Raw genomic sequence first — 20,077 nt, forward strand, 5'->3', positions numbered from 1 at the left:
ACAGCTGGGCTAGAGTCAGCCGAAGTTTAATATAGTCAGAGGTTATTTCATGCGCCCCACCAAACGTCTTGCCACGGCACTTATGCTTTCTTTGGGCTTCGCCGCCCCAGTTGCAGCGGCCCAATGTGGCAACAACGCGGGAGGCTTCGACGCCTGGAAACCCGCCTTCGCGAAAGAGGCCGCCGCCGCGGGTGTCGGTCAACGGGGGCTCGATGCACTGGCAAACGCGCGCTATGCCAGCAGCACCATCGCCGCCGACCGCAACCAGAAATCCTTCAACTATTCGCTCGATAAATTCATGCAGGTGCGCGGTGCCGATACGATCGTCGCCCAAGGCCGCAAGCGCAAGGCCCGCAATGCAAGCTTCTACCAGTCACTCGAAGCGCGCTACGGCGTGCCAGCGGGGGTGATCATCGCGATCCACGGGATGGAAACCGCCTTTGGTGGCTTCATGGGCGATACCTCGGTGGTGTCTGCAATCACCACGTTGACCTATGACTGCCGCCGTTCCGATTTCTTTGCCCCCCACGCCATCGGCGCGCTGAAACTGGTTGATACCGGCGCGATCAATGGCGGCACCAAAGGCGCAAAACATGGCGAGCTTGGCCACACCCAATTCCTGCCCGGCAATGCCCTGCGCTATGGGGTGGACGGTAACGGCGACGGCCGCGTTGATTTCTACAACCAGACCGACGCGCTGGCCTCGACCGCGAACTTCCTGCGTCAGAAAGGCTGGCAACCCGGTGCCGGCTATCAGGAAGGGCAAACCAACTTCAATGTGATCAAACAGTGGAACGCTGCCGGCGTGTATCAGAAAGCCATCGCAATCATGGCCGCCCGCATCGACGGCTAACCCCCTCGAAAGTAAAAACAACCGCCACGGGGGGGGGGGGGGTGTGGGGNNCGCCGGTCCTGCGGCGCGCGCGTTTTGCTTCCAAATGGCTAAAAATCCTCGCCGAAGGCATCCGCCCCGTGCCACCCCGCACCGCCCCATTGCAATTGCAGCACCCAAGCGCCATATAGCGCCCATAGGGAAAGGCCCCTGCCGTCCGCATATCGGTGAAGTCCTTGATCAAGAACACACCTTCAATCTCGCGGATTGACGGGCAACGCGGACCCCCTTCGACTTTTGCGAGAGCAGGAGTGTTATGATGACAACCCAAAACCATCCCACCGCCGTACCTTCGGCTGATGTGTTGAAATCCCAAGCCAAACGGCTGCGCGCGGACCTTGCGGCCCAAGGCACAGCACTGTCCCATGCGGCGACGCTGGAAATGGTGGCCCACCAATGGGGCGCGCGCGACTGGAACACGCTGAGCGCCCAAGCCGCGGCCCCTGCGCAAGGCTGGACGCCCGGGGACCGCGTGCAAGGCCGCTATCTAGGCCATCCCTTTACCGGCGTGGTCAAGGCGGCGCGGCTATCGGGCAGTGGCATGTGGTCGCTGACCCTGCGCTTTGACACGGCGATTGACGTTGTGACCTCGCCCCTGTTCAGCAATATGCGGCGGCAGATCAATGCGGTGGTCGATGCGCAGGGGATCTCCCCGCGCAAGACCTCTGACGGGCAGCCGCATCTGGCTCTGACCTAGCGCCATCAATCCCGAACCATCGCGCCTGTCTGGGTCCGCTCAGGCAGGCGCATCTCCGTCGCGCACCACATAGGTGTGGATCGTAAAGACCACCGCGTCGCTTTCGGGCAGACGCAGGATGCACTGCCGCTCTGACCGGATAAAGGGCATGTCACTGCCTGTTTCGCGCCGCCGCGGCTGGTGCAGATCCGCATCCGCATAGCGCAGCTTGTTGAACCGCCACAGCGGCCGCCCTGCCCGCACGCCGTCAAACAGACGTTGCACACGCCGCGCGATGTCGGCGTCATATTCCTCGACCGGGGTGTGAATGCCCGTCAGGGGTTGCTCTATCTTATCCGCCAGACGCCAGTTCGCCGGAAAGCACAGTGCCGCAGCGGTCAGCACATGTTCATCGCCACGTTTTTGCAGGATGCAGAGGTCTTCTTGCACCAGATGCGCCAACGTCCACAGCGGTTGCGACCGGTCCAGCGTGACCTTGCGCCCGTCGGGGCAGACCACCGCATCAGCCCCGAGGGTGAAACCGAAACGCGGCAGAAGGGGCAGCGCCTCTGACAACAGCTCTGCCGCGGCGGGTCTGGCGGCCTCGCTTTGGTAGAACACAGCCTCGGGTCGTTCCGCCAGCAGCGCTTCGCGGTAGACCATCTGCGGCGCGTAGGCTTCGTCCATCAGCAACCAGTCCTCCGCCCCGCAAGGCCCCGTGCCCGGCAATCCGGGCGTGCCGGTCTGCGCGTCCGGTAGTCTGGTTTGCAATATCACGGGCATGAGGTCTCCTTTTTTGGTAAGCGGATGAGGGCCAGCCGGGTGGGGTCAGCCGGTGCGAAACCGGCGGCGTGGCGCATAGGCCCGCTGCCGGGGCGCAGCCCGCTACGGGCCATGCCTTCGGCGAGGATTTAGGGCCATTTGGAAGCGGGTGTCAGTTCTTCAGAGCGTCTTGCAGCGCTGGCAGGAAGCGTTGTTCGTAGTCACTGCCGACCAGCGGACCGGCATAGCGGAACAGAACCGTGCCGTCGCCCGCGATGATGAACGTCTCTGGCGGGGCGGTGACGCCCCAGTTGATGGCGGTGCGCCCCTGCGGGTCAAAGGCGACGCCTTCGAAGGGGTTGCCATCATTGGTCAGGTAGCTGGTTGCGGGGCCGACCGTGTCTTTGAAGTTGACCCCGATGATCGACAGCCCCTGCGCCTGCATATCAAGCAGCTGCGGATGTTCGGCGCGACAGGGCGGGCACCAGCTGGCCCAGAAGTTGACCAGCGTCACCTCGCCATTGGTCAGCACATCCGGTGCCGCCGCGGGAAACCCTTCCAGTGGTTTTTCGGGCAGCGCGGGGGCCATCTGTCCCACCAGCGTCGAGGGCAGCCCTTCGGGATCGGGGCGGAACATGCCAAAGGCGGCAAGTGCCACGAAACCGGCGAAAACCAGCGGTGGCGCGATCATGAGCGGAGAGATTTTAGCCATCTTTACGGGCCTCTATATCAGCAAGTGTGGCGCGGGCCTTGCGCCCTTTGTTCAGGCTCAGCCCCACCAGCCCCGCCAGCAGCAGCAGCGACACCCCATAGGCGGCCAGCACCTCGGCGGCGTATTTCCCAAGGTCCGGCATCATGCGCCCCTTTCGCTGCGCGCCAGCAGCGCGCGGGCGCGGCGCAGACGGATTTCGGTCCCTGTGCGGTACAATACCAACGCCAGAAACAGCAGACCAAAGCCGACCATACTGATCAGCAGCGGGTAGAAAAACACATCCGATACGGTACGCCCGCCGGTGGCCAGCGGGACAGAGGTGCCTTGATGCAGCCCCTGATTCCAGAACTTGACCGCATAGCGCGACAGCACCGCAAAGACCGAGCCCACCAGACACAGGACCGCGGTCAGGTCTGCAGCGGTATCGGGGTCCTCGACCGCTTCCCACAGGGCGATATAGCCGAGGTAGAAGAGGAACAGGATCAGAAAGGACGTCAGCCGTGGATCCCATGCCCACCAGGTGCCCCACATGGGCTGCCCCCAGATCGCACCGGTGATCAGCGCGATCACTGTCATGGTGACGCCCACAGGGGCCGCCGCCTTGGCCGCGAGGGCGCTGACGTGATGCCGGCGGATCAGCCAGACCAGCGAGGCCACCAGCATCATGAACCACGCGTTGATCGCCATCAGCGCCGCGGGCACATGCAGGTAGATGATCTTGACCGTCGATCCCTGACGGTAATCATCCGGCGTGCCGAAAAAGCCCCAGCCCAGACCGACGATCAGACACAGCGCCGCCCCCCCCCAGACATAGGGTTGTACGCGGGCCGAGAGGCCTAAAAATTTCACCGGATTGGCGTATTCCCATAAAGACATGGCGGGGTTCTATCGCTCCGTTTCCTGGCACTCAATGGTCAAAAGCGCGCACTCACCTTAAGGTCATCCGCAGCACCGCGGCAGAGGCGAAGGGCATGAGCGCGATGGTGCCAAAGGTGATGCCAGCCAGCAGGGTCAGAGGGGTCGTGGCATCCAGCCCCATTGCGCCGCGGCGCGCGGCCTCTGCCCCGAAGATCAGCGTCGGCACGTAAAGCGGCAGCACCAGCAACGACATCAGCAACCCGCCGCGTTTGATGCCCACGGTCAGCGCCGCGCCAAAGGTGCCGATCACCGACAGCGCGGGCGTGCCCAAACCCAGCGAGGCCACCAGCCACAGATACCCCGAGGGCGCGAGGTTCAGCATCACCCCCAACACAGGGGCCGCAAGCACCAGCGGTAGCCCTGTCGTCACCCAGTGGGACAGCGCCTTGACGCTCAACGCCGCCTCAAGCGGCAGCGGTGCCGTGGCCAGCAGGTCCAGCGTGCCATCCTCGTAATCCAGCGCAAGCAACCGGTCGAGCGAGAGCAGGCAGGCCAGCAGCGCCCCCAGCCAAAGCACACCGGGCGCGATGGTCCCCAACAGATCGGGTTGCGGCCCAACCGAGAAGGGAACCAGTACGGTGACAATCAGGAAGAACGCCAGCCCGAGGCCAAAGCCCCCGCCCGCCCGAAAGGCAAGGATCAGGTCACGGCGCAGCAGGGCGATCACAGGAAAGCCTCGTCACTGGCACCGCTGCGCTGTGATGGTTTGGCGCGAAACGGGGTGATGTCAAAGCTATGCGCCTTCAGGCCAAGGTCGATATGTGTCGCGATCAGCGCCGTGCCGCCTGCCCCCAGATGCGCCGTCACCGCGGCGGCGAAAAGCCCGACGGCGGCGGCGTCCAGTGACACGGTCGGCTCGTCCAGCACCCAGATGGGCCGCCCCGTGACCATCAACCGCGCCAGCCCCAAGCGCCGCTTCTGCCCCGCAGACAAGGTGCCTGCCAGCCGGTCTTGCAGCGGCTCGAGGTCATAGGCGGTCACTGCGTCAGAGATATCGCGCTGCCCGAATACCTGTGCCCAGAATGTGAGGTTTTCGCGCACGCTCAGCATCGCTTTCAGCCCGTCGGCATGACCGGCGTAGGCGATGGTTTCCTCTGCCCCGTCGATCTGCCCCGACAAGGGCGGTTGCAGCCCCGCGATGCAGCGCAGCAGCGTGGTCTTTCCCGCCCCGTTCGGCCCACGCAGGATCAAGGCAGCCCCCGGTTCAACCGCAAAGGACACCCCGTCCAGCACGGGCACACCGCCGCGCGCGACGGCAAGGTCGGTGACACGCAGGGTCATATCAGACGGGGATCATGGCCAAGGCGATGCGACGGCCTTCGCTGAGCAGGACGTTATAGGTCCGCGCCGCGGCGGGGGACGACATGACATCAACCCCGATGCCCGCATCTTCGAGCGTGCTGCGCAGGTCGGCCGGGATATGCGCAATCTCGGCCCCGGTGCCGATGAACAGGATGTCGATCTTGCCCGCCAGCGCCAGCAGCGGTGCGTGATCATCGAAGCCCTGCCACGCAGAAACCCCAGAGGTGCCTGCGATCACCGGCCCTTCGAACACCGTGCCGCCAATGCGGAAGAAACCGGGGCCATAGCCTTCGACGGGTTTGGCATCCGAATACACGACCTCGTTCAAACGCATGATGTTCTCCTTCTCGCGGGGGCTGCGCGATCATAGCGGATCACGCGCGGACAATACAGATCAACTGGCGGTGAAATGGGGCGGGCCCTATGGGCAAAGCGTCGCGCCGGATGCGGGCGCGGAACGGTGCTGCCAGCAAGGGGGTGCCCTGCTGGCAGCGAAATATATTACGCGTCGATATTGGCGTATTGGCCGGTGTTATTGTTGTCTTTCTTGGACCAGTCGCGTTTGACGCCCAGAAACAGCACGACGTTCTTGGCCACATAGACCGAGGAATAGGTGCCCACAACAACGCCCCATGTAATCGCGAAGACAAAGCCACGGATCACATCGCCGCCCAGAACCAGCAGCGCGATGAGCGCGAGCAAGGTGGTGCCCGATGTCATCAAGGTACGGCTCAGGGTCTCGTTAACGCTGAGGTTCATGATCTCGCGCAGGTCGCGTTTCTTGTATTTGCGCAGGTTTTCACGCAGGCGGTCAAAGATCACCACGGTGTCGTTGATTGAATAGCCGATGATGGTCAGGATCGCCGCGATCACCGCCAGATCGAAGCGGATCTGCAACGCAGAGAAAACGCCGATGGTCAGCACCACATCGTGGAACAGCGCCGCGACCGCCCCGACAGAGAACTGCCATTCGAACCTGAGCCAGATGTAGATCAGGATCGCCCCGAGGGATGCAGCAACCGCCAGAAACGCGGTCTGGATCAGCTCGCCCGATACTTTGGGGCCAACAGATTCGACCGAGGTGAAGACGATGTTCGGGGCCACGGTTTTCAACGCTTCCTCGACATTCTGGATCATCTCGGGGGATGCGGCCTCTTCGCCCTCCTGGGCCTGGATGCGGACCATCGCGACATGTTTGGTGCTGTCGCTGGCAGGGTCAAACACCTCTGAGATGGACACATCGCCAAGCTCCAGCGGTTCCAGCGCCGTGCGGTAGGCCGCCACGTCCACGGCTGCGTCGCTTTGCGTGCGCAGGGTCGTCCCGCCGCGGAAGTCGATGCCGTAGTTCAGGCCCATAGTGAACCACACGGCCAAGGCCAGCAGCACCGCCACACAGGACGCCCCAAAGGTCAGTCTGGCGTGTTTGAAGAAGTCGATATTCGTATCGTCGGGGATCAGTCTCAGCCGCATGGTGCGCGTTCCTATACCGTGATTGTCTTGGGACGGCGGCGTTCAAACCAGAACACCACGATCAGACGTGTGACGAAATACGCCGTAAAGACCGACGTGACGATGCCAAGCCCCAGCGTCACCGCGAACCCGCGCACAGGGCCGGAGCCCAGCACAAAGAGGATCGTTGCAATGATGAAGGTGGTGATGTTGGCGTCCAGAATGGCGCTAAGCGCGCGTTCATAGCCAAGGCTGATGGCGCGGGCCGGTCCCTTGGCGGTCTTGAGCTCTTCGCGGATGCGTTCAAAGATCAGCACGTTGGCGTCCACCGCCATACCCACTGTCAGAACGATCCCCGCGATACCGGGCAGGGTCAGCGTGGCACCAATCAGGCTTAGCAAGCCAAAGATCATGCCGACGTTGATGATCAGCGCGATATTGGCGAACAGCCCGAACAGCCCGTAGCTGGCCCACATAAAGAACAGTACCGCGCCAAAGGCGACGCTGGTCGCGATCTTGCCCGCGTCAATGCTGTCCTGACCCAGTTCCGGCCCGATGGTGCGTTCCTCGACAAAGGTCAGCCCCGCAGGCAAGGCCCCTGCCCGCAGCAAGACGGCCAGATTGGTGGATTCCTCGACAGTGAAGTTGCCGGTGATGATGCCTGACCCGCCGGGAATAGCGCTTTGGATGGTGGGGGCGCTGATGACCTCGTCATCCAGCACAATGGCGAAAGGCGCGCCGATGTTCTCTGCCGTGTAGGTGCCGAACTTGCGCGCGCCGGTGGTGTCAAAGCGGAAGCTGACAGCGGGGCGGCCGTTCTGGTCAAAGCTGGGCTGCGCATCGACCAGCTGTTCGCCGGTTACGACGGGCGCGGTTTCGATGATGTAAAAGACACCGGGCGCTTCAGCGTCGGGCAAAAGCGAATTGCCCAGACCCGGTGCCGCGTTTTCATTGGCACCACGGTTCACCACGGGGTTGAACGTCAGCTGCGCCGTGGTCCCGATGATCGCTTTCAGCTCTGCGGCCGACCCGATGCCGGGCACCTGAATAAGGATACGGTCCGCGCCCTGACGCTGGATCGTGGGTTCGCGTGTGCCCACCTCGTCGATGCGGCGGCGGATGATTTCCAGCGACTGCTGCATCGTGCGCTCGTCCGTGGCCTGTTTCTCGGCATCGGTCAGCGTGATGGTGATGATGTCATTGGCACCGTTCACCACGATGTCGTTTTGCCCTGTGCCCGTCAGCGACTGCACGGGGCGGGCCAAGGCACGGGTCGCCTCTAAAGCTTGTGCCATGACAGAGGCATCGTTGATGCGCACGCGCAGCTCGCCCTTGGGGGCGTCAACGCGGCGGACCGGCGTGATCGAGCGCAACGCATCGCGGACCTCGGGCCAGGCGGCCTCCATCCGGTTGGCGTAAACGTCTTCGACATTCACTTCGGCCAACAAATGGGCCCCGCCGCGCAGATCGAGGCCAAGGTTGACCAGACGTTCCGGCATCCACTCGGGCCAAAGCGCCTTTTGCGCCTCAAGCTCGGGGGTGGAGCCAGCAACGCTGATCGCCTTGACCGCATCATTGTGCTGTTCGACGGGACCGTAGAACGCATTGGGCAGCGCCAGCCACAGGCCAGCGGCACAGGTGAGGATGATCAACACCCGTTTCCACAGATCAATCTGAAGCATGGTACTGCCCTTTTCTCGACACGCCCGAAGGGGCGCTTACTTGGCTGGTTCGGTCTTGGAGACGACGGTGGCGATGGTCGATTGCACAACGCGCACTTTGACGTTGTCGGCCAGTTCGACTTCCAGCTCGCCGTCATCTTTGACTTTGACGACTTTGCCGATCAGACCGCCAGCGGTGACCACTTGATCACCACGACGCAGACCGTCCACCATTGCCTTATGCTCTTTCACCTTCTTTTGCTGAGGGCGGATAAGCAGAAAATACATGATCGCGAAGATCAGGATCAGGGGTACAAATTGCTGAATGGCTTCCATGGAGGTCGTCCTTTGTGTTGGGCGCATGCCGCAAACGGCCTGCCGTCTAAGTTTGGCGGAACCTATGGTCAGACGCGGGGCTTTGCAAGGTGGGTTCCGGGGGGAAATGGCGCTGCCCGGTGTCGCAGCCTGCAATAAGCTGTTTGCGCAAGCATCCAAGGGCGCGATCCCCCCCCCGCGCATCCACATCTGGCACCGCGATCCACAATCGGGCATAACGCGCGCAACGCAGATCATGCGACTCGGACGACAAAGGAACAGCCCATGCACGACATCAAAGCCATCCGTGAAAACCCCGATGCTTTCGACGCGGCCCTCGCACGGCGCGGCGACACCCCTGTGACCGCGCAGGTACTGGCACTGGACGAGGCACGGCGGGCCAAGATTTCAGCAGCGGAAACCGCGCAGGCCGAGCAGAACAAAGCCTCCAAACTGGTGGGCGCGGCCAAGGCCAAGGGCGACGAGGCAGAATTCGAACGTCTGCGCACCTTGGTCAGCGACAAGAAGGCCGAAGTTACCGCCATGCAGGCAGAGGCCAAGGATCTGGACGCGCAGTTGACCGACATGCTGGCGCGCATCCCCAACCTGCCCGCCGATGATGCCCCAGATGGCGCGGACGAGGCCGACAATGTCGAAGTGAACCGCTGGGGCGATGTACCAACGTTTGATTTCAAGGCGAAAGAGCATTTCGAGATCGCCAGTGTCGCGGCGTCGATGGATTTCGAAACCGCCGCCAAAACCTCCGGCGCGCGCTTTGTGATGCTTAAAGGGGCCGTGGCGCGGATTCACCGTGCGCTGGCGCAGTTCATGATCGACACCCATGTCGATGAAAACGGGCTGACCGAACATATGACCCCCGTGCTGGTGCGCGACGAGGCGATGTATGGCACCGACAAGCTGCCCAAGTTCGGCGACGACAGCTATCAGACCACAAACGGCTGGTGGCTGATCCCCACCTCCGAAGTGACGCTGACCTATTCGGTCGCCGGTGACGTGCTGGAAGAAGCCGCCCTGCCCCGCCGGATGACCGCCCATACCCTGTGCTTCCGTTCCGAAGCCGGCAGCGCGGGCCGCGACACCTCGGGCATGCTGCGCCAGCACCAGTTCGAGAAGGTCGAGATGGTATCGGTCACCCACCCCGATCAATCGGATGACGAACAAAAGCGTATGCTGCGCTGTGCCGAAGACATGCTGGAACGTCTGGGCGTGCCCTACCGCACCGTGATCCTGTGCACCGGTGACATGGGCTTTGGCGCGCGTCGGACCTTTGACATCGAGGCCTGGCTCCCCGGTCAGAACGCCTACCGCGAGATCAGCTCTGTCTCGACCACGGGGGATTTTCAGGCGCGGCGGATGAACGCACGGTTCAAACCCGCAGATGGCGGCAAACCGCAGTTCGTGCACACGTTGAACGGGTCCGGTCTGGCCGTCGGGCGCTGCCTGATCGCGGTGCTGGAAAACGGTCAGCAGGCCGATGGGTCGGTCAAACTGCCCGATGTGCTGGCCCCCTATCTGGGCGGCAAGACCACTTTGGGCGTTGACGGCACGCTCAGCTGATTGAACGCTGGGATCATCGGGCTATCTGAGGCGAGAACCACTTTTCGCAAGGTAGCCCGATGTCCCGTTCCCTTATTGCCCTTCTGACCTTTCTGCTGGCGATCGGCTTTGCCCTGTCGCCTTTTTTTGTCTCCGGCTTCAACGGCTTTTCGCCGGACCAATTCCCCATTCCCCAAGACAACCCGCCGGTGCAGCCTGCGGGCTACGCGTTCTCGATCTGGGGGCTGATCTATGTCTGGCTGATCGTCGGCATGGGCTGGGGCCTGTGGAAACGCCGCGAGGATACCCTTTGGCACGACATGCGTCTGCCGCTTGCGCTATCGCTGTTTGTGGGCTGTTTCTGGCTTGCCGTGGCCGTGGCAAGCCCGATCTGGGCGTCGGTGTTGATCTGGGTGATGCTGGTGTCGGCGCTTTACGCGTTGTTCCGCGCCCCGCGTGAGGATCGCGGCTTTGCCGCCCTGCCCGTGGGGCTTTATGCGGGCTGGCTGAGCGCGGCCTCCTGCGTGTCTTTGGGGCTGCTGGCGGCCGGCTATGGCTGGATGAGCGGGCAAACCGCGGGGCTGGTCTTTGTCGGGCTGGCGATTGTGATTGCAGCGGGGGTGCAATCGTCGCTGATGCGCGCGCCGACCTATGGGATCGGGGTGATCTGGGCGCTGGTCGCTGTGGTGGTGGCGAATGTCGCGACGGCCCCGACCGTTGCGGCGCTGGCCGCGGGGGGTGCCATTGCGTTGATCCTGCCCACCTACCGGTCATGGCGGCGCGGTTAAACGCAAAGGTCCGGAGTTTTGAAAACTCCGGTCCCGATTTCTGCAACTTCTAGCGGTCCTTGCGGTGCCCGTCGGTATGTTTGCGCAGCTTCGACGGCTTCGCTTTTTTGCGCCCCTTATAGGGGTTGGCGTCCGACTGGCCGCGCATCCACAGGCGGATCGGCGTGCCCGGCATGTCAAAGTCCAGCCGTAACCCATTGACAAGATAGCGGTTATAGCTTTCCGGCACCTTATCGGGGTGGCTACACATGACCACGAACCCCGGCGGGCGGGTCTTGGCTTGGGTCATATAGCGCAACTTGATGCGCTTGCCCTGCGGCGCGGGGGGCGGGTGCGCCTCCATCATGCCGGACAGCCAGCGGTTGAGCTGTGCCGTGGTGACACGGCGGTTCCAGACCTCATAGGCGCGCATGATCGCGTTGTGCAAGCGGTCCATACCGCGCCCGGTCTTGGCCGAAACGGTCACCAAAGGCGCGCCCTTAAGCTGCGGCAGAAGCCGTTCAAAGCTTTCGCGCAGGTCTTTCAACTTGCCCTGTTTGTCGGTCTCAAGGTCCCATTTGTTCACGGCAACCACAACGGCACGGCCTTCGCGTTCGGCCAGATCGGCGATGCGCAGGTCTTGCTGTTCAAAGGGGATATCTGCATCCAGCAGAACCACCACAACCTCGGCGAATTTCACCGCACGCAAACCGTCGCTGACGCTCAGCTTTTCGAGCTTTTCCTGCACCTTGGCGCGTTTACGCATCCCGGCGGTGTCAAAGATCCGCATGGGCACGTCGAACCAGTCGGTCTGCAGCGAAATCGCATCACGGGTGATCCCCGCCTCCGGTCCGGTGAGCAGACGATCCTCGCCCATAATCTGGTTGATCAGGGTGGATTTACCCGCGTTCGGACGCCCTACCACGGCCACCTGCAAGGGCTTGGTCTTGGTGGGGACGGGCATGGGTGCCTCTTCGTCGCCCAGTTCGGCTTCTTCCTCGGTCAGGTCCACATCTGTTTCCGGCGCATCGGTTTGCGCCCGCTCGGCGAAACCGTCGGCGATTGGCATCAGATGGGTGTAAAGATCGTTCAGCCCCTCGCCGTGTTCGGCAGACAGGCGGATCGGTTCGCCAAGGCCAAGGCTGTAGGCCTCGATCACACCGGCGTCGGCGGCTTTGCCCTCGGCCTTGTTGGCGGCCAGAATGACATGGGCGGATTTCTTGCGCAGGATATCGGCAAAGACCAGATCAGACGGCGTGACACCCACGCGGGCGTCGATCATGAACAGGCAGATGTCCGCCATATCCACGGCACGTTCGGTCAGGCGGCGCATCCGGCCCTGCAAACTGTCGTCGGTGACTTCTTCAAGTCCGGCGGTATCCACCACGGTGAATCGCAGGTCGGCAAGCCGCGCCGCGCCTTCGCGCAGATCGCGCGTTACACCGGGCTGATCATCGACCAACGCCAGCTTTTTACCGACCAGACGGTTGAACAGCGTGGATTTCCCGACGTTGGGACGGCCCACAATGGCGAGGGTGAAAGACATGGAACGGCTCCGAAGACTAGGTCAAGCCCGCCGCTTAGCCTATTTGCGGCCTAACGGAAAGCGTGCAATTGCCCTTTCGCGGATACGACGTAAAGAACGCCCCCCGCCACGACCGGCGCAGTGGTCGCCCCGCCGGGGATCGTCACCTGTGCAACCAGCGCGCCATTGGTGGGGTCAAAGCTGCGCAGCGTGCCATCGCTAGAGGCCACGATCACGCGGCCACCGGCAAGAATGGGGCCGTAGTTGCCAAAGACCTCGGACTGGCGCTTGGGCTTGTCCTTGACGAAATTCGGCAGCGGCGTGCCCCAGATGCGGGTGCCGGTGCTGGCATCCAGACGCACCAGCTCGTTCAGGTCGGTCACGACAAAGACGCTGTCGCCTGCGGGCCAAACGGGGCCGATCGCGCCTTCGCGCGCGGTCCACTGACGTTCGCCGCCGCCAAGGCTCAGCGCCGCCAGACGGCCCGACTGGTTGCCCACGTAAACGGTATCGCCAGAGATCACCGGCGCGCTTGTCACGTCAGAGATATTGGCCAGCGCGCGCCCCGGGCGTTTGCCCACGACAGACGTGTTCCAACGATCCAGCCCGCCCTGACGGAAAAGCCCTTGCACCTCGCCCGAGCCAAAGGCCAGCACGGCGATCTGCGACCCCACGGCGGGGGCCGGTGCGCCAAGCACATTGTTGATGCTGCTGGTCGACCCGGTCTGCCATTGTACGCGGCCGTTGGATTTGTTCAGCGCCCAACCGGTATCGTCGCCGGAGGTGAAGTAGACCATATCGCCAAAGACTGTCGGGGCCCCCGATCCGGTGCCGTCGATATCCTGCGTCCAGCGCGTGCCGCCACTGTCGACATCCAGCGCCGTGACCGACCCGAAGCCAAGCGAGACATAGACTGTGTTGCCATCGACGGCCAAGCCGCCGCCCGTCGCATCGCCCTGCCCGTCGCTTTGCGGCGTCAGGTCACGGGTCCAGAGGGTCGCCCCCGATGTGGCAGAGGTCGCGGTGACCGTCGCGCCGGAATCGATGGTAAACACACGCCCGCCAGACACGACAGGCGTCGCGGTGATGCGTTGCTTGCGGCTGTCGCCCTTCCCGATAGAGGCGGACCACGCAAGCTGCGGGGCCGCACCAAGCGCGGGGTGGCTGACGCGGGTGCTTGGCGTGCCGGGGCTTTGTGACCAGCTGGCGTTTGTGGTCGCTGCGGGCAGTGAAATCGCGCGTGTTGTATTGGCTGGCACCGGCGCATCGGCGGGGGCTGCAAAGCCATCGCTGCCTTGCAGGACCGATCGCACATCCTCGCGCACGCCGGGCAGGATCACCTCTGGTTCGGCGCAGGCCGACAGCAGCAGCGATGCCACCACCGCCCCCATCCCAAGTGAGGCACGGCGCGTCGACGTGGGTTTCAAGGAGATGCTGTGGAGAATGGTCATGGCCCTGCTCGCTTTGCTCTTTAAGTCCGTGTCACCTGAAAGGTTCAGGCAGGATTAGTTATTGTCTGCATCCAGCGCCGGCACGGTGTCCGTTTGCGGCGCGGGGGCTGCGTTACCCATTTGCGGATCCCCCCCCAAGGCGACAATCACCTGAAGGGCGCGTTGTTGCAAGTCCGAGGTCACATCCGCGTCGTTCAGGATACCCTGATAGCGTTCGATCGCCGCCTCGGGGGCGTCTTCTTCGATGTCGATCATGGCCAGTTGTTCTTGCGCCAGCAAGCGCAGGCTGCTGCCCGGCTGCGCCAGATTTTCCAACGCCAGACGGCGTTCATTGGCGGGCATATCCGATCCTTGCAGGGTAATCGCCTTGAACTGGGCGATTTCGCGGTAGATCGCGGGCACATCCGCATCCAGCCCGATGCCGTTCAAGGTTGCGACGGCGGCGTCGGTCTCGCCTGCTTTGGCTTGTTCGGCGGCGGTCAGCAAGCCCAGCATGGCACCGGCGCGGGGGTTTGTGGCCTCGATTTTTTCAAAGGCGGCAGCGCGGGCGGCTGTGTCTTCAGCGGAAAGTGCCGCAAACATCGCGTCGCCAAGGGTTTCCGCCTCTGCGCGGGCCTGCGCTTTTTGGTATTCGTTCCACGCGGCCCCACCGACCAGCAGGATCACGGCCAGCACCGCAATCCAGCCATAGCGCTTGAGCATAAAGTAGAACCGGTCGCGGCGGACCTCTTCGTTTACTTCGTCGATGAAACTGTCTGTATCGCTCATGTGGTACCCGTCCCGCCTGATTTAACGCCCCTCTTAACCTGCGGCTGCGGGGCTGCCAAGGGCTTGGCTGCACAGCAAGTGACCCACGCGTTGTTCACAAGGTCGCATGTCGCAAGTTTTTTCAATAGTGAACTATGCAGTTCAGTTTTATTCGCTTAAGCATTTGGCCCTATAGCATACGACATACTGCGGTGCCGCAAAGCCCGCGTTTCACTGAACCGAGGCCCGAATGCGCATCTTCCCCCTTCTGGCGGCCATCGCCGTTTCCGCCCTGATGTATATGGCAATTTTCGAACGTGACGCCCTGTTGGGGCTGGCACAGGGGGCCGCGCAACCTCCTGCCCCTGCGGTGGATGCCGACAGCACCGATACCGCGTCCCCGTCCGATGTGGCAGAGCCCGCGCGCGTGAAGGTCGTGGTGCAGCGCAGCGCGGCGGCACCGCTCGCCTCTGCCGTGATCGTGCGCGGTCAGACCACGGCGGCGCGGCAGGTGGCGGTCAAGGCGGAGACCTCAGCCGTTGTGGTATCGGCCCCGCTGCGCAAGGGCGCGACCGTGAAAGCGGGCGATGTGCTGTGCGAGCTGGACCCCGGCACCCGTGGCGCGCAACAGGCAGAGGCGCAAGCCCGCCGCAACGAAGCACAATCCCGCGTCCCGGAGGCACAGGCCCGCGTGGCCGAGGCGCAGGCCCGTCTGGATGAAACCCTGATCAAGCTGAACGCGGCACAAAAACTGGGCGAAGGCGGGTTTTCGTCGCAGACCACGCTGGCCACCGCCGAAGCAGCTGTCGCCGCCGCGCGCGCCGCACTCAGCTCTGCTGAGGCGGGGCTGAATGCGGCACATTCCGGCATTGAGGCTGCGGAGGCCGCCGTCGCCAGCACCCAGGCCGAGATTGACCGGCTGACCCTCACCGCGCCGTTCGAAGGGCTGCTGGAAAGCGACACCGCAGAGCTTGGCAGCCTGCTGCAAACCGGATCGCTTTGTGCGCAGGTGATCCAGCTTGATCCGATCAAACTGGTGGGCTTTGTCCCCGAGACCGAGGTTGACCGCGTCAGCCTTGGCGCGCAGGCGCAGGCGCGGCTGGCCGCGGGCGACCGCGAGATCGCAGGCACCGTCACCTTTATCTCGCGCGCCTCCGATCCGACGACGCGCACCTTTCAGGTGGAAATCGAGGTGCCCAACCCCGATCTGAGCATCCGCGACGGCCAGACCGCCGAAATCGCCATCGCCTCGGCCGGGGTCGAGGCGCATCTGCTGCCGCAATCGGCCCTGACGCTGAATGATGACGGCACCCTTGGCGTGCGTCTGATCGACGCCGAGAATACCGTTGATTTCGCCGCAGTCACACTTGTGCGCGACACGCCCGAAGGCATCTGGGTCACCGGCCTGCCTGAACAGGCAGATGTCATCGTTCTGGGGCAGGAATATGTCACCGCTGGCGTGACCGTGACCCCGACCTTCCGCGACGAGGCCCCGGAATGAGCGGCATGGTCGATTGGGCCGCGGGCCGTGCCCGTATGGTCATGGCGTTTATCCTGCTGAGCCTCGTGGTGGGGGGCTATGCTTATTCCACCCTGCCCAAAGAGGGCGAGCCTGACATCGAGATCCCCGCGCTTTTCGTCTCGGTCCAGTTTCCGGGCATCTCTGCCGCGGATAGCGAAACCCTGCTGGTCAAACCGATGGAGACGGAGCTTTCCGATCTGGACGGCCTGAAGACCATGACCGGCACCGCCGCCGAAAACTACGCCGGTGTCGCGCTGGAATTCGAATTCGGCTGGGACAAGTCCAAGATCATGGCCGACGTGCGCGACGCGATGAGCACGGCGGAATCCAAATTCCCCGAAGGCTACGAGAAATATTCGATCACAGAGATCAACTTTTCCGAATTCCCCATCATCATCGTCAACCTGACCGGCCCCGTGCCCGAACGTACCATGGCCCGCGTCGCGCGTGATCTGCAGGACGCGCTGGAAAGCGTGGATGCGGTGCTTGAAGCAGGGTTGGCGGGCGACCGTGACGAGATGCTTGAGGTGCTGATCGATCCCTTGCGGCTGGAAGCCTATGACGTGACCGCGGGCGAGCTGATCAATGTGGTGCAGAATAACAACCAGCTGATTGCCGCGGGCGAAGTGCAGTCGGATCAGGGCAGTTTCTCGGTCAAGATCCCGTCCTCCTTTGATGAACCGCGCGATGTCTATGCGCTGCCGGTCAAGACTAACGGCGACCGCGTGGTGACACTGGGCGATCTGGCGACCATCAACCTGACCTTTGAAGACCGCGAAGGCACCGCACGGTTCAACGGGGAAAAGACGCTGGCGCTGCAGGTGGTCAAACGCAAGGGCTATAACCTGATCGACACCTCCACCCAGGTGAAAGAGATCGTCGCCGGCCAAAGCGCCGCCTGGCCAGAGGGGCTGAAAGCCGCTGTCACGCTTGGCACCTCGAACGACCAAAGCCGCATTGTCGACAGTATGGTGCAGCAGCTTCTGGGGTCGGTCTTTACCGCGATTGCGCTGGTGATGATCGTGGTGCTTGCCGCCCTGGGGATCCGTGCGGCCCTGCTGGTGGGCTTTGCGATTCCCACGTCGTTCCTGCTGTGTTTTGCCTTTCTCGCGCTGATGGGGATCTCCATCTCGAACATCGTGATGTTCGGGCTGATCCTTGCGGTGGGGATGCTGGTGGATGGCGCGATTGTTGTGGTGGAATATGCCGACGCGCGTCAGCAACAGGGCGAAGGCCCCATGGCCGCCTATGTCGAGGCCGCCAAACGCATGTTCTGGCCCATCATCTCGTCCACCGCGACCACGCTTTGCGCGTTCCTGCCCATGCTGTTCTGGCCCGGCGTCCCGGGGGAGTTCATGGGCATGTTGCCGGTCACGCTGATCTTTGTGCTCTCCGCCTCGCTGGTGGTGGCGCTGATCTATCTACCCGTCATGGGCGGCGTCACCGGACGGCTGGAACGCTGGATGGCGCAGAACATGACTGCCATCGCCAAACTGCGGTTCTATCTGCATCTGCTGCTGTTTCCCATTGTCGCCGCGATGATCGCCCTGCCGCTGGCGCTGATGCAGCCGCTGTTTGCCGTGATCTCGGCGCAGTTCGCGGGCATGGACGGGCTGGATATCCTTGGCTCGGTCATTCCGGTCTTTGCCGTGGTCTTTATCTGCATCGCGGTGCTCTGCGCGCTGGTGGCGGTGGCGATATCGGGCGTACTTTTGGGGCTGACCAGCTTTTTCGCGCTGTTCACCCGCATGGGCCGCGGGGGCCGCTGGGTCACATCACGGCTGTTCCGCAAAGAGCCCACCGTGATCAAGGCCGGCTACCGTCGATCAGCCTTCGGGCGGCTCATTGCCTTTATCGCGGGCAATCCGGTGATGCCGCTGGTGGTCGCGGGGGTCGTCTTTGTCTTTGTTGGCACCACGATGATCTTCTTTGGCAACAACAGCAAAGGCGTGGAATTTTTTGTCGAATCCGAACCCGAGCAGGCGATCGTCTATGTGCTGGCCCGGGGCAACCTGTCGCTGGCGGAAAAAGACGCGATCATGCAGCAGGCGGAGGCGATTGTGCTGGCGCATCCCGGTGTCTCTACCGCCTTTGCCTTTGCCGGTGAAGGCGGGCTCGACAGCAATACCGGCGGGGCGCAGGCCCCCAAGGACAGCATCGGTCAGGTGCAGCTTGAAACCATCCCGTGGGAAGACCGCGCCCTGCGCCCGGAACTCGACGGCGACATCGTGATCGCAGAGCTCACGGAAGCGCTGAGCGCGATCCCCGGCATCAAGATCGAAATCCTTGCACAGGCGCGCGGCCCTGCGTCGGGCAAGCCGGTGCATCTGCGTCTGAAATCCGACAGTTTCACGGACCTGATCGCCGCGACGGCACAGGCCCGTGACACCTTCGAGAAAACCCCAGGCCTGACCCTGATCGAAGACACCCGTCCCCTGCCCGGCATCGACTGGCAGATCGACGTGGATGTCGCCAAGGCGGGGCAATACGGGGCTGATGTGGTCACCGTCGGCGCAATGGTACAGCTGGTCACCCGCGGGCTGCTGCTGGACACGATGCGGGTCGACAGTTCGGACGAAGAGATCGAGATCAGGGTGCGCCTGCCGCAAGAAGACCGTGTGCTCAGCACGCTGGACACGCTGAAGGTGCGCACGGTGGATGGGCTGGTGCCGCTGTCGAACTTCATCACCCGCACCCCCGTGCCCAAGCTGGCAGAGATCAACCGGATCGACCAGAAACGCTATCTTGATGTGAAGGCCGATGTCTTCCCCGGGCTGGTCAAACTGGTGCGCACGGTGGATGCCTCCCAAGACACCGCGCAAGCGGGCACGGCACAGGCGGACACAGAACAGGCGGGCGAGACGACAATCACCCTCGCTACGATGCGCCCTGCGGGGGACGCGGGCGATATCACGGGGCCCGAGGGCGCGGCCTTCAAGATCACCAACCGGACCAATGCCGCCCAAGGCGTCGATCTACAACAAGAGCTGGACAATGGCACCCTGCGCATGATCCCGATCAATGCCAACGAACGGATTGCGGAGCTGACCAAATGGCTGGAAACCCGGCCCCTGCCCGCGGGCGTCAGCTATGAATGGACCGGCGACCAAGAGGATCAGGCCGAAAGTCAGGCGTTCTTGTCCTCGGCCTTTACCGCGGCACTGGGGTTGATGTTCATCATCCTGCTGGCGCAGTTCAACAGCATCTACAACTCGGTGCTGGTGCTGCTGGCGGTGGTGCTATCGACCACGGGCGTGTTGATTGGCATGTTGGTGATGGATCAGACGTTTTCGATCATCATGACGGGCACGGGGATCGTGGCGCTGGCGGGGATCGTGGTGAACAATAACATCATCCTGATCGATACCTATCAGGAGTTCAGCCAGTACATGCCGCGGATCGAGGCGATCATTCGCACGGCGCAGGCCCGTATCCGCCCCGTACTGCTGACCACCATCACCACGATGGCTGGGCTTGCGCCGATGATGTTCGGGCTGAGCCTCGACTTTGCCAATGGCGGCTACACCATCGACAGCCCCACGGCGCTGTGGTGGAAACAGCTGGCAACGGCGGTGGTCTTTGGTCTGGGCATCGCGACGGTGCTGACGCTGCTGGTCACCCCGTCCATGCTGGCGATCCGCGTGTGGGCCACCACCTACGCCCGCTGGATCGCGCGGCTGCTGGCCAAGATGTCGCTGGGGCGCGCCAGCAAATCCGCGCAGGACTGGGCGCTGGCGCGCGACGCACGCAGGCTGCAAACAACCGTGATCCAGTGGGAGGACACCGGACCGCCGGCCCATACCCCACCGGCGGAATGACCC

General features: G+C 63.1%; 19 protein-coding genes. 6 read left to right on the top strand and 13 right to left on the bottom strand.

Annotated features, from left to right (window positions below; genetic code table 11):
* The first annotated feature begins 49 nt into the window (after positions 1-49).
* Positions 50-853 carry a lytic murein transglycosylase gene (locus tag ACNQ62_RS06445; RefSeq protein WP_005852656.1) on the top strand — a complete coding sequence of 268 codons (804 nt, stop codon included), beginning with the start codon at positions 50-52 and terminating at the stop codon, positions 851-853.
* A gap of 298 nt (positions 854-1,151) precedes the next feature.
* Positions 1,152-1,589: a glyoxalase superfamily protein gene (locus tag ACNQ62_RS06450; RefSeq protein ID WP_418094454.1), complete on the top strand. Its 438-nt coding sequence runs from the start codon at positions 1,152-1,154 to the stop codon at positions 1,587-1,589.
* A 39-nt stretch (positions 1,590-1,628) separates the two neighbouring features.
* Here ACNQ62_RS06450 and ACNQ62_RS06455 read toward each other — a convergent pair whose 3' ends face one another.
* The 10 genes from ACNQ62_RS06455 to yajC form a co-directional block, all read right to left on the bottom strand.
* The gene (locus ACNQ62_RS06455) at positions 1,629-2,351 is read right to left on the bottom strand and encodes a heme-dependent oxidative N-demethylase family protein (RefSeq protein WP_418094455.1); all 723 of its coding nucleotides are present in this window, start codon (positions 2,349-2,351) and stop codon (positions 1,629-1,631) included.
* A gap of 151 nt (positions 2,352-2,502) precedes the next feature.
* Positions 2,503-3,042 (bottom strand): DsbE family thiol:disulfide interchange protein, encoded by a 540-nt coding sequence (locus ACNQ62_RS06460; RefSeq protein WP_037943946.1) that lies wholly within the window; start codon positions 3,040-3,042, stop codon positions 2,503-2,505.
* A complete protein-coding gene (gene ccmD, locus ACNQ62_RS06465; RefSeq protein ID WP_386173699.1) occupies positions 3,035-3,184 on the bottom strand; it encodes a heme exporter protein CcmD in 150 nt (49 codons plus the stop codon). The genes ACNQ62_RS06460 and ccmD overlap by 8 nt, the downstream gene beginning before the upstream one ends.
* Complete coding sequence (locus ACNQ62_RS06470) at positions 3,184-3,918, bottom strand: heme ABC transporter permease (RefSeq protein WP_418094456.1); 735 nt, start codon at positions 3,916-3,918, stop codon at positions 3,184-3,186. The genes ccmD and ACNQ62_RS06470 overlap by 1 nt, the downstream gene beginning before the upstream one ends.
* Positions 3,919-3,970: 52 nt before the next feature.
* Positions 3,971-4,627, bottom strand: a complete 657-nt coding sequence (gene ccmB, locus ACNQ62_RS06475) for a heme exporter protein CcmB (protein ID WP_418094457.1) — start codon at positions 4,625-4,627, stop codon at positions 3,971-3,973.
* Positions 4,624-5,241, bottom strand: a complete 618-nt coding sequence (gene ccmA / locus ACNQ62_RS06480; RefSeq protein ID WP_418094458.1) for a heme ABC exporter ATP-binding protein CcmA — start codon at positions 5,239-5,241, stop codon at positions 4,624-4,626. Before ccmA ends, ccmB begins: the two co-directional genes overlap by 4 nt.
* Position 5,242: 1 nt before the next feature.
* Positions 5,243-5,596, bottom strand: coding sequence for an Mth938-like domain-containing protein (locus ACNQ62_RS06485; protein WP_005852646.1), 354 nt, complete (start codon positions 5,594-5,596; stop codon positions 5,243-5,245).
* 167 nt (positions 5,597-5,763) lie between these two features.
* Entirely contained in the window at positions 5,764-6,732 is a 969-nt protein-coding gene (gene secF / locus ACNQ62_RS06490; RefSeq protein ID WP_037943943.1) for a protein translocase subunit SecF, read from the bottom strand.
* 11 nt (positions 6,733-6,743) lie between these two features.
* Entirely contained in the window at positions 6,744-8,393 is a 1,650-nt protein-coding gene (gene secD / locus ACNQ62_RS06495; RefSeq protein WP_386166837.1) for a protein translocase subunit SecD, read from the bottom strand.
* 36 nt (positions 8,394-8,429) lie between these two features.
* On the bottom strand, positions 8,430-8,708 hold the full coding sequence (gene yajC / locus ACNQ62_RS06500) for a preprotein translocase subunit YajC (RefSeq protein ID WP_005852640.1): 279 nt from the start codon (positions 8,706-8,708) through the stop codon (positions 8,430-8,432).
* Between the two features lie 264 nt (positions 8,709-8,972).
* Here yajC and serS point away from each other — a divergent pair, with 264 nt between their 5' ends.
* Together serS and ACNQ62_RS06510 are read left to right on the top strand one after the other, a co-directional pair.
* Complete coding sequence (serS, locus tag ACNQ62_RS06505; protein WP_418094459.1) at positions 8,973-10,265, top strand: serine--tRNA ligase; 1,293 nt, start codon at positions 8,973-8,975, stop codon at positions 10,263-10,265.
* A gap of 59 nt (positions 10,266-10,324) precedes the next feature.
* On the top strand, positions 10,325-11,032 hold the full coding sequence (locus ACNQ62_RS06510; RefSeq protein ID WP_418094460.1) for a hypothetical protein: 708 nt from the start codon (positions 10,325-10,327) through the stop codon (positions 11,030-11,032).
* A gap of 49 nt (positions 11,033-11,081) precedes the next feature.
* On the opposite strand, the gene der is transcribed toward ACNQ62_RS06510, so the two are convergent.
* From der to ACNQ62_RS06525, 3 genes are read right to left on the bottom strand one after another with little or no spacing between them, the layout of a single operon-like run.
* Positions 11,082-12,557: a ribosome biogenesis GTPase Der gene (gene der, locus ACNQ62_RS06515; RefSeq protein WP_037962876.1), complete on the bottom strand. Its 1,476-nt coding sequence runs from the start codon at positions 12,555-12,557 to the stop codon at positions 11,082-11,084.
* A gap of 50 nt (positions 12,558-12,607) precedes the next feature.
* A complete protein-coding gene (locus ACNQ62_RS06520) occupies positions 12,608-13,987 on the bottom strand; it encodes a PQQ-like beta-propeller repeat protein (RefSeq protein ID WP_005852629.1) in 1,380 nt (459 codons plus the stop codon).
* A gap of 54 nt (positions 13,988-14,041) precedes the next feature.
* Positions 14,042-14,755 carry a tetratricopeptide repeat protein gene (locus ACNQ62_RS06525; protein ID WP_418094461.1) on the bottom strand — a complete coding sequence of 238 codons (714 nt, stop codon included), beginning with the start codon at positions 14,753-14,755 and terminating at the stop codon, positions 14,042-14,044.
* Between the two features lie 229 nt (positions 14,756-14,984).
* On the opposite strand from ACNQ62_RS06525, the gene ACNQ62_RS06530 reads away from it, so the two are divergent.
* Together ACNQ62_RS06530 and ACNQ62_RS06535 are read left to right on the top strand one after the other, a co-directional pair.
* Entirely contained in the window at positions 14,985-16,235 is a 1,251-nt protein-coding gene (locus ACNQ62_RS06530; protein WP_418094462.1) for an efflux RND transporter periplasmic adaptor subunit, read from the top strand.
* Complete coding sequence (locus tag ACNQ62_RS06535) at positions 16,232-20,074, top strand: efflux RND transporter permease subunit (protein WP_418094463.1); 3,843 nt, start codon at positions 16,232-16,234, stop codon at positions 20,072-20,074. The genes ACNQ62_RS06530 and ACNQ62_RS06535 overlap by 4 nt, the downstream gene beginning before the upstream one ends.
* Positions 20,075-20,077 lie beyond the last annotated feature (3 nt).

Origin of the sequence: Sulfitobacter sp. SBS6, assembly GCF_048285585.1 — a bacterium.
Classification (GTDB): domain Bacteria; phylum Pseudomonadota; class Alphaproteobacteria; order Rhodobacterales; family Rhodobacteraceae; genus Sulfitobacter; species Sulfitobacter pontiacus.